The 9047-nt window shown below is 32.2% G+C and carries 14 protein-coding genes and 1 pseudogene; all 15 read right to left on the minus strand.

Annotated elements, in window-relative coordinates; translation table 11 throughout:
• Positions 1–118: 118 nt before the first annotated feature.
• Positions 119–511 (minus strand): 30S ribosomal protein S9, encoded by a 393-nt coding sequence (gene rpsI / locus ACI3VO_RS16825; RefSeq protein ID WP_320626912.1) that lies wholly within the window; start codon positions 509–511, stop codon positions 119–121.
• 26 nt (positions 512–537) lie between these two features.
• Entirely contained in the window at positions 538–966 is a 429-nt protein-coding gene (gene rplM, locus ACI3VO_RS16830) for a 50S ribosomal protein L13 (protein ID WP_290690677.1), read from the minus strand.
• A 122-nt stretch (positions 967–1088) separates the two neighbouring features.
• Positions 1089–1820 carry a tRNA pseudouridine(38-40) synthase TruA gene (truA, locus tag ACI3VO_RS16835; protein ID WP_439759017.1) on the minus strand — a complete coding sequence of 244 codons (732 nt, stop codon included), beginning with the start codon at positions 1818–1820 and terminating at the stop codon, positions 1089–1091.
• A gap of 21 nt (positions 1821–1841) precedes the next feature.
• Complete coding sequence (locus ACI3VO_RS16840; RefSeq protein WP_439759018.1) at positions 1842–2669, minus strand: energy-coupling factor transporter transmembrane component T family protein; 828 nt, start codon at positions 2667–2669, stop codon at positions 1842–1844.
• Entirely contained in the window at positions 2663–3529 is an 867-nt protein-coding gene (locus ACI3VO_RS16845; RefSeq protein ID WP_439759019.1) for an energy-coupling factor transporter ATPase, read from the minus strand. The genes ACI3VO_RS16840 and ACI3VO_RS16845 overlap by 7 nt, the downstream gene beginning before the upstream one ends.
• Entirely contained in the window at positions 3517–4350 is an 834-nt protein-coding gene (locus ACI3VO_RS16850; RefSeq protein ID WP_439759020.1) for an energy-coupling factor transporter ATPase, read from the minus strand. The genes ACI3VO_RS16845 and ACI3VO_RS16850 overlap by 13 nt, the downstream gene beginning before the upstream one ends.
• A gap of 215 nt (positions 4351–4565) precedes the next feature.
• Positions 4566–4907 carry a 50S ribosomal protein L17 gene (gene rplQ / locus ACI3VO_RS16855; RefSeq protein WP_290690689.1) on the minus strand — a complete coding sequence of 114 codons (342 nt, stop codon included), beginning with the start codon at positions 4905–4907 and terminating at the stop codon, positions 4566–4568.
• Between the two features lie 21 nt (positions 4908–4928).
• Positions 4929–5876, minus strand: a complete 948-nt coding sequence (locus tag ACI3VO_RS16860) for a DNA-directed RNA polymerase subunit alpha (protein WP_439759021.1) — start codon at positions 5874–5876, stop codon at positions 4929–4931.
• A 74-nt stretch (positions 5877–5950) separates the two neighbouring features.
• Positions 5951–6571, minus strand: a complete 621-nt coding sequence (rpsD, locus tag ACI3VO_RS16865) for a 30S ribosomal protein S4 (protein WP_007285312.1) — start codon at positions 6569–6571, stop codon at positions 5951–5953.
• Positions 6572–6589: 18 nt separating this feature from the next.
• Positions 6590–6988 (minus strand): 30S ribosomal protein S11, encoded by a 399-nt coding sequence (gene rpsK, locus ACI3VO_RS16870; protein ID WP_290690697.1) that lies wholly within the window; start codon positions 6986–6988, stop codon positions 6590–6592.
• Positions 6989–7015: 27 nt separating this feature from the next.
• Positions 7016–7387 (minus strand): 30S ribosomal protein S13, encoded by a 372-nt coding sequence (rpsM, locus tag ACI3VO_RS16875; RefSeq protein ID WP_007285310.1) that lies wholly within the window; start codon positions 7385–7387, stop codon positions 7016–7018.
• Between the two features lie 150 nt (positions 7388–7537).
• Entirely contained in the window at positions 7538–7651 is a 114-nt protein-coding gene (gene rpmJ / locus ACI3VO_RS16880; RefSeq protein WP_019229577.1) for a 50S ribosomal protein L36, read from the minus strand.
• Between the two features lie 29 nt (positions 7652–7680).
• Entirely contained in the window at positions 7681–7899 is a 219-nt protein-coding gene (gene infA / locus ACI3VO_RS16885; RefSeq protein WP_007285309.1) for a translation initiation factor IF-1, read from the minus strand.
• 187 nt (positions 7900–8086) lie between these two features.
• Entirely contained in the window at positions 8087–8833 is a 747-nt protein-coding gene (map, locus tag ACI3VO_RS16890) for a type I methionyl aminopeptidase (RefSeq protein ID WP_439759022.1), read from the minus strand.
• Positions 8833–9047: pseudogene (locus ACI3VO_RS16895) on the minus strand (adenylate kinase); the annotation flags it as partial. The pseudogene ACI3VO_RS16895 and the gene map, both read right to left, overlap by 1 nt.

Genomic DNA, 9047 nt, shown 5'->3' on the forward strand with positions numbered 1-9047 from the left:
AAGTTTTGTTACTTGTGTGTTAGTTATAAATATGAATTTAAATAATTTTGTAAAACAATAAAACCCTTGGAATTGCTTAACTCCAAGGGTTTCACTAATATCAAATATATTGATAATACTATCTTTTTGAGAATTGAGGTGCTCTTCTGGCAGCCTTTAATCCATATTTCTTTCTTTCTTTCATTCTAGCATCTCTAGTTAAGAATCCAGCTTTTTTAAGTTCTGGTCTTAAGTCAGCATCAGCTTTTAATAAAGCTCTAGCTATACCATGTCTTATAGCACCAGCTTGTCCAGTGAATCCTCCACCTTCAACTTTTACTATAACATCGTATTTATTTTCATTGCTAGTTAAAACTAATGGTTGTTTAACGTCTCTTATTAATGTATCGTAATCGAAATATTCGTCTAATGCTCTTCCGTTTACTGTTATATTTCCTTCACCTGCAACTAATCTTACTCTAGCTACAGAGCTTTTTCTTCTTCCTGTTCCGTAGAATTGTACTTTTTCCATGATAACTCCTCCTTTCATCTAGTTAATTAGAAGTTTAATACTTCTGGTTTTTGAGCTGCATGAGTATGTTCTGCTCCTGCGAATACTCTTAATCTAGTCATCATTTTTGCTCTTAATTTATTTTTTGGTAACATTCCGCTAACTGCGTGAGCTATTACTTCTTCTGGTTTCTTTTCCATCATTTCTCTGTAAGAGATTTCTTTTAATCCACCTACATAACCAGTGTGGTATCTATAATATTTTTGATCTAATTTCTTTCCTGTTAAAACTACTTTTGATGCATTTACAACAACAACGAAGTCTCCACCGTCTACATGTGGTGTAAATGTTGGTTTATGTTTTCCTCTTAATATAGTTGCTATTTCTGTAGCAAGACGACCTAATGTTTTTCCTTCAGCGTCAACTAAGTACCATTTTCTTTGTACTTCAGCTGGTTTAGCTATATAACTTTTCATGGTTGTCCCTCCTTCTTATTTTTTCAAAATTTTATTTTACCGTTTATATAAAGTCCGGGGCGTTGTGGACTTATTAACACATTCCTATATATTCTAATATATATAGGAAAAAGTGTCAAGGTTTAATACTGAACTTTTTTGAGAAATAAACCGTGTGCAGGTGCTGTATGACCGCACATTGACCTACTTTTTGAATTTATTATTTCTTCCATATTATGTTTAATTCTACCTCGACCTATATCTACGAGCGTGCCTACGATTATTCTTACCATATTGTATAAAAATCCGTTTCCACTTATCTCAATAGATGTTATTCCTTCATGCTCTTCTATCTTGATATCATAAATAGTCCTTACTGTGTCCTTTACTGATGAACCTGAGCTCATAAATCCAACAAAATCATGCGTACCAATCAAATATTTGGCTTCTAAGCGAATTTTATCCCAATCCAGGTCATATTTCACATGATATGCTAAATTCTTGTATAAAGGGCTTCTATAAGGTCTATTATATATTAAATACCTATATGTCTTACCACATGCGTTATATCTAGCGTGAAAGTCCATATCGACCTCCTCACAGGATATTACAGATATATCCTTTGGGAGTTTAGCATTTAATGCATCTGGTATTCTAGAGGCAGGTATATTGGTTTCAGTTTTGAAATTTGCAACCTGTCCTAAAGCATGAACTCCCGCATCAGTTCTTCCCGATGCGGTTACCTTTACTTTTTCCTTTGTTATTTCATAGATGGCGTTTTCTACTGTACCTTGGATCCCTGGTGAATTAGGCTGTCTTTGCCAACCACAGTAGTTTTCACCATTATATTGTAAAGTAATTTTTAAATTTCTCATTAATTACCTCTTTTTTTTTAATTACACTAAAATGTGTATGAATCTACTTGCTATACTTCCAGCTAAGAATAAAATCATCAATACAAATGCAATTCTATCTGCACCAGTTATAACAGCTTGTCTCATCTTAGTTCTGTTGTATCCACCTCTATAGCATCTAGCCTCCATAGCCATAGCTAATTCGTCGGCTCTTCTGAATGCACTTACAAATAGTGGTACTAGTAATGGAACTAAGTTTTTAGCTCTGTTTATAAGGTTGCTACTTTCAAAGTCTGCACCTCTTGACATTTGAGCCTTCATTATTTTGTCTGTTTCATCTAATAATGTAGGTATAAAACGCAATGCTATTGTCATCATCATAGCTAATTCATGTACTGGTAATCCTACCTTGTTAAATGGTGCTAGAAGTCTTTCTATACCGTCTGTTAATTGTATAGGTGATGTTGTAAGTGTCAATAAAGATGTACCTACAACTAAGTATATCAATCTAATAGACATAAATATTGCTTGTCTTAAACCTGCATCAGTAATTTTTAAAAATCCTAATTGAAATTTAAAGCTTCCAATAGCAAGTACATTTCCTGGTAAACAGAACATATTAATTACAAAAGTAAATAATAAAATCCATCTCAAAGGCTTCAGACCTTTAAGCATATACGACATAGGAATTTGAGATGCTTTAATTATAGCTGCTACTATTCCTAATATAATTACATATGGCCAAAATTGATTTACAACAAATAACGCAATCATAAATACAATCGTAGCTATAATCTTAGTTCTTGGATCTAATCTATGGATTTTAGAATTCGCTGGATAATATTGACCTATAGTTATATCTTTTAACATTTCTTTCTTCCTCTCATAACTTTTAGTATTTCTTCTTTGATTTCCTCAACTGTAAGGACATCTGTTCTTATATCAAAGCCCTTATCTCTTAGCTTATTAGCTAGTTCTAAAACTTGAGGCACATCTAAACCTATTTCTCTCAATCTATCTGCATGAGAATTAAATACTTCTCTAGGTGTTCCCATAAATTCTATTTTTCCATGATTCATAACGATTATTGTCTTGGCCAATTTTGCCATATCATCCATACTATGTGATGAAAGTATTATAGTTATATTATTGTCTTGATGTAATTTTTTAATCAATCTAAATATTTCATCTCTACCACCTGGATCTAATCCAGCTGTTGGTTCATCTAGTATAAGAACCTCTGGATTCATTGCTATTACTCCAGCTATAGCTACCCTACGTTTTTGACCTCCTGATAAATCAAAAGGAGATTTATCTTTATATTGTTCGTAATCAAGCCCTACTGCTTCCATAGATTTTTTTACTCTATCAGCTATTTCATCTTCTTCTAATCCTAGATTTCCAGGACCAAAAGCAATGTCTTTTTCTACAGTTTCTTCAAATAATTGATATTCAGGATATTGAAAGACTATCCCTACTCTTTTTCTTACTTCAGTTAGATTTAAATCTTTATCTGTTATATTAAAACCATTTATAAAAATTTCTCCTGAAGAAGGTTTTAATAATCCATTTAAGTGTTGTATTAATGTTGATTTTCCTGATCCTGTGTGTCCTATAAGGCCTACAAAATCATTGTCCTTTATTTCAAAAGAAATATTATCAAGAGCCTTACTTGCAAAAGGCATTCCTTCATCATATATATATGTTAAATTCTTTACTATAACTGACATAATTTATCCACCATTTCATCCACTGTTAATATGTCATCGTCTAAATCTAGTCCTTCTTCTCTCAAAAGACCAGCTAGCTCTGTCATACAAGGTACATCTAGACCTATCTCTTTAAGTAAATCTACATTTTTAAATACCTCTTTTGGAGTCCCTTCTAATAGTTTTTTACCTTTGTCTACAACAACTACTCTATCAGCTTGAACAGCTTCTTCCATATAGTGAGTTATATGTAAAGTCGTAATATTTTCTTCTTTATTTAATTTTTTTATTACATTCATAACTTCTTTTCTACCTGATGGGTCTAACATTGCTGTAGCTTCATCAAATATAATGCATTTTGGTCTCATAGCGATAATTCCTGCTATGGCTACCCTTTGCTTTTGACCACCCGATAATAAATGGGGTTGTCTATCCTTTAATTCATAAATTCCAACACTCTTTAGTGATTCTTCTACCCTTTGTCTAATTACTTTAGGCTCTACACCTAAATTTTCTGGTCCAAAGGCAACGTCTTCTTCTACTATTGTAGCTACGATTTGGTTGTCTGGATTTTGAAATACCATTCCAGCCGTTTGTCTTATATTCCAAAGATTTGATTCGTCCTTTGTGTTCATGCCATCGATGTAAATATCACCTTCACTAGGCACTAAAATTGCATTTAAATTTTTAGACAAAGTGGATTTTCCTGATCCATTGTGACCTATGATTGCAACAAATTCTCCTTGCTTAACTTCTAAACTTAAATCGTCTATTGCTTTAAATTTAGAATCTATAGTTACATATTCAAAGGTCATATCCTTTACACTTATTATATTCTCCATTTCATATACTCCTTTATAAAGCAGTAGCTTAAAAACTTATACAATTTATAATTATAACATAGTTTAGCCATAAAAATTTAAAAATATTAATTTCAAACAAAAGTAATACCACATTTTTCTTTTTTTATGGATACAATTTTATTTATTTAATTTTTAATATAAAAACAAACCCCATACTCAACAGTATGGGGCTATCTATATAAAACTATTATTTACTAAACTAATTCTATAAATGCCATTTCAGCAGCGTCGCCTTTTCTTGGCCCTTTTTTGATTATTCTAGTATATCCACCGTTTCTTTCAGCGTATTTTGGAGCTAAATCAGTGAATAAGTTATTTACAACAGTTTCATCCATAACATAAGCTAAAACTTGTCTTCTAGCATGTAAATCTCCTCTTTTAGCAAGAGTTATCATTTTTTCAGCCATTCTACGAGTTTCTTTTGCTCTAGTTACTGTAGTTTCTATTCTACCATTTCTTAGTAAGTCAGTTACTAAGTTTCTTAACATAAGGTTTCTGTGTGAAGTCACACGTCCTAACTTACGGTAATTAGCCATGCCAATCCCTCCTTTGCTCGATTATTCTTCGCTTGGTTTAAGACCTAATCCAAGTTCTTCTAGTTTTTGAATTACTTCTTCTAATGATTTTTTACCAAGGTTTCTAACCTTCATCATATCATCCTCAGACTTATTAGCTAATTCTTCAACTGTATTTATTCCGGCTCTCTTTAAACAGTTATAAGATCTAACTGATAAATCTAATTCTTCTATAGTCATTTCTAAAACTTTTTCTTTTTGATCTTCTTCTTTTTCTACCATTATTTCTACATTGCTAACATGTTCAGTTAAATCTATAAATAGATTTAGATGTTCAACAAGTACTTTTGCAGCAAGAGATATCCCCTCTTGAGGATTTATACTTCCATTAGTCAAAATTTCTAGAGTTAACTTATCGTAATCAGATTTTTGACCAACTCTTGTGTTTTCTACATGGTAGCTAACTTTTTCAATTGGAGTATATATTGAATCAACAGGTAATACACCTATAGGCATATTTTCTGTTTTGTTTTCTTCTGCTGGTACATATCCTCTACCTTTATCAACATATATTTCCATATTAAGCTTAGCATTATCATCTAAAGTAGCGATGTGTAAATCTTTACTTAATATTTCAACGTCTGGAGGACATATTATGTCAGATCCTTTGATAGAGCATGGACCTTGAGCTTCTATTTTAAGTGTTCTACTACCTTCACCATCTATAGTAGCTGAAAGTTCTTTTAATGATAATATTATTTCAGTAACATCTTCCTTTACTCCTGGTACAGTTGAAAACTCATGTAGAACTCCATCTATTTTTATAGAGTGCACAGCTACACCTGGTAAAGAAGATAATAATATTCTTCTAAGAGCATTACCTATAGTTATTCCGTATCCTCTTTCTAGAGGTTCAACTACGAATTTACCATATCTATAGTCTTCGCTAAGCTCTATTATATCTACCTTTGGTTTTTCTATTTCTATCATGGACTAAACCCTCCTTAAAATTTGTTAATCCACTGAGGGTAAACAATTTTAAAATTATTTTTAAAAACTGCCTATTATTTTGAATAAAGTTCTATGATTAAGTGTTCTGCTATTTCGATATCTATATCTTCTCTAGTTGGTAAAGCAACTACTTTAGCAGACATTTCTTCTAAGTTTACATCTAACCAGTTTGGAGCAACTTTGTTTGCTTCAACTAATGCTTTAAATTTAGCTGATGATTTAGAAGTTTCTTTAACAGCTATAACATCTCCAACTTTAACAGTTAATGATGGTATATCTACTTTTTTACCATTTAAAGTAAAGTGTGCATGAGTAACTAATTGTCTAGCTTCTTTTCTAGAGTTAGCTAATCCCATTCTGAAAACTACGTTGTCTAATCTTTCTTCTAATAGACATAATAAGTTTTCCCCAGTTTTACCTGACATTTTTTCTGCACGTTCATATAAGTTTCTAAATTGAGTTTCTAAAACTCCGTAAATTCTCTTAACTTTTTGTTTTTCTCTTAATTGTAATCCATAGTTAGAAAGTTTCTTTCTCCCTTGTCCGTGTTGTCCTGGAGCATAGTTTCTTTTAACTATAGCGCATTTATCTGTATAACATCTATCACCTTTAAGGAATAATTTCATTCCTTCTCTACGGCATTGTCTGCATGATGCACCAGTATATCTTGCCATTATCTACACCTCCTATGATTATACTCTTCTTCTTTTTGGTGGTCTACATCCGTTATGTGGTATTGGAGTGACATCTTTTATCATTGTTACTTCAAGTCCAGTTGCTTGTAAAGCTCTTATAGCAGCTTCTCTACCAGAACCTGGTCCTTTAACAAATACTTCTACGCTCTTTAAGCCATGTTCCATTGCAGCTTTAGCAGCAGTTTCTGCAGCCATTTGAGAAGCAAATGGAGTTGATTTTCTTGATCCTTTGAATCCTAATTGTCCTGAAGATGCCCATGATATAGCATTACCATGAACGTCTGTTAATGTAACTATTGTATTATTAAAAGTTGATTGTATATGTGCATGTCCACGATCTATATTTTTACGTTCTCTTCTTCTGATACGTGTTACTTTCTTTTTTTGTTTAGCCATTTTTCGAATTTCCCTCCTATCTACTTATTATTTTTTCTTTTTACGAGATACAGTCTTTCTAGGACCTTTTCTAGTTCTAGCGTTAGTCTTAGTTTTTTGACCTCTTAGAGGTAATCCTTTAGCATGTCTTATACCTCTGTAACATTTAATGTCTCTTAATCTTTTTATGTTTAATGCAATTTCTCTTCTTAAGTCACCTTCAACCAAGAAATCATTATCTATTATTCTTCTTAGTGTATTAACTTCTTCTTCTGATAAATCCTTTATTCTAGTATCAGGATTGATCTCAGCTTTAGCTAATATTTCATTAGCAGTTGCTCTACCTATACCATATATATAAGTTAAGCCTATTTCCGCTCTTTTTTCATTAGGTAAATCTACCCCAGCGATTCTTGCCATTGTTGCACCTCCTACATTAGTTTTCTATAAAAAACCGAGTTTCTTATATAAATTCGTATCTATTTTTTTCGTTATTTTTTAACATTTTTTGTTAACATCACAGTTTTTTATTATATCACAAAATTACTGTAAATGCTATATTTTTTTATATTATCCTTGTTTTTGTTTGTGCTTTGGATTTTCGCAGATAACCATTACTTTTCCTTTTCTTCTGATTATCTTGCATTTTTCGCACATTGGTTTTACTGATGGTCTTACCTTCATTATTAATCCCTCCTTAGACTGTAAGTAGTCTACTTCTTACGCCAAGTGATTCTTCCTCTTGTAAGATCATAAGGTGAAAGTTCTATTTTAACCTTATCTCCTTCAAGAATTCTTATGAAGTTCATTCTTAGCTTACCAGATAAATGGCATAATACTTCATGTCCATTTTCTAATTTAACTTTAAACATAGCATTAGGCAAGTTTTCTACAACTGTGCCTTCAAATTCTATTACATCTTTTTTGGCCATTAAACAACCAGCCCTCCATTTCAATAAGTCAAGATGTTGACTTAACTAAGTTAGCTCTTAAAAAGTATCATTAACAATTTTATACTATTTTATTACTTTTTTCAAAGTATTTTATACTCTTATGCTTAACTTTATATACGCAAGCTAAAAGCCCGCATTAACTATAATAACACTTATTGGACAAAATTTAAAGGCTTGTGAGCAAAATTGGTTCATTTTCTGTAATTACTATCGTATGTTCATAGTGTGCCGAGTTTTTCCCATCGATTGTAACTATTGTCCATCCATCTGATAGACATTTAACATTAAATTTTCCCATGTTTACCATTGGTTCTATCGCTAAAACCATTCCAGCCTTAAGTTTAGGTCCTTTTCCTGGCTTTCCGTAGTTAGGTATATTAGGTGGTTCATGGAGATGTGTGCCTACTCCATGACCAACTAAATCTCTGACTACCGAAAATCCATTTTTTTCAACGTGTGTTTGTATTGCGTGTGAGATGTCCGAAAGTCTGTATCCAATTTTTGCAAACTTTATTCCTTCATAGAAGCTTTGTCGTGTCACTTCTATTAACTTCCTGTTCTCTTCAGATATCACACCAACTGCATGTGTCTTTGCGGAGTCGCCATGATATCCTTTATAACAGGCTCCTATATCAATACTTATAATGTCTCCCTCTTTCACTATTTTATTCTTAGGAATGCCATGTACGACCTCATTGTTTATAGACGCACAAATACTTCCTTTAAATCCTCCATAGCCTTTAAAAGATGGTACTGCATTATATTTTCTTATATTCTCTTCAGCTATTGTATCTAGCTCTAGAGTAGATACCCCCGGAATTATAGCTGACTTTAATAATTCATGAGTGTCGGCGACAATTTTGCCCGCCTCTCTCATGATTTGTATTTCTTCTTTTGATCTTAATTTTATCATTATTTGCCTTCTAAAGCAGAAACTATATCGTTGAATACTTTGTCTATAGCTTGTTGACCATTTATATCAGCGATTATACCTGATTTTGAGTAGTAATCAGCTAATGGTTTAGTTTCATCTAAATAAACTTGTATTCTCTTTGAAACTGTTTCTTCATTATCATCGGCTCTTTGATAAAGTTCTCCTTTACATATATCACAAACGCCTTCTTCTT

The organism is Intestinibacter sp., from assembly GCF_051866655.1.
Taxonomy (GTDB): domain Bacteria; phylum Bacillota; class Clostridia; order Peptostreptococcales; family Peptostreptococcaceae; genus Intestinibacter.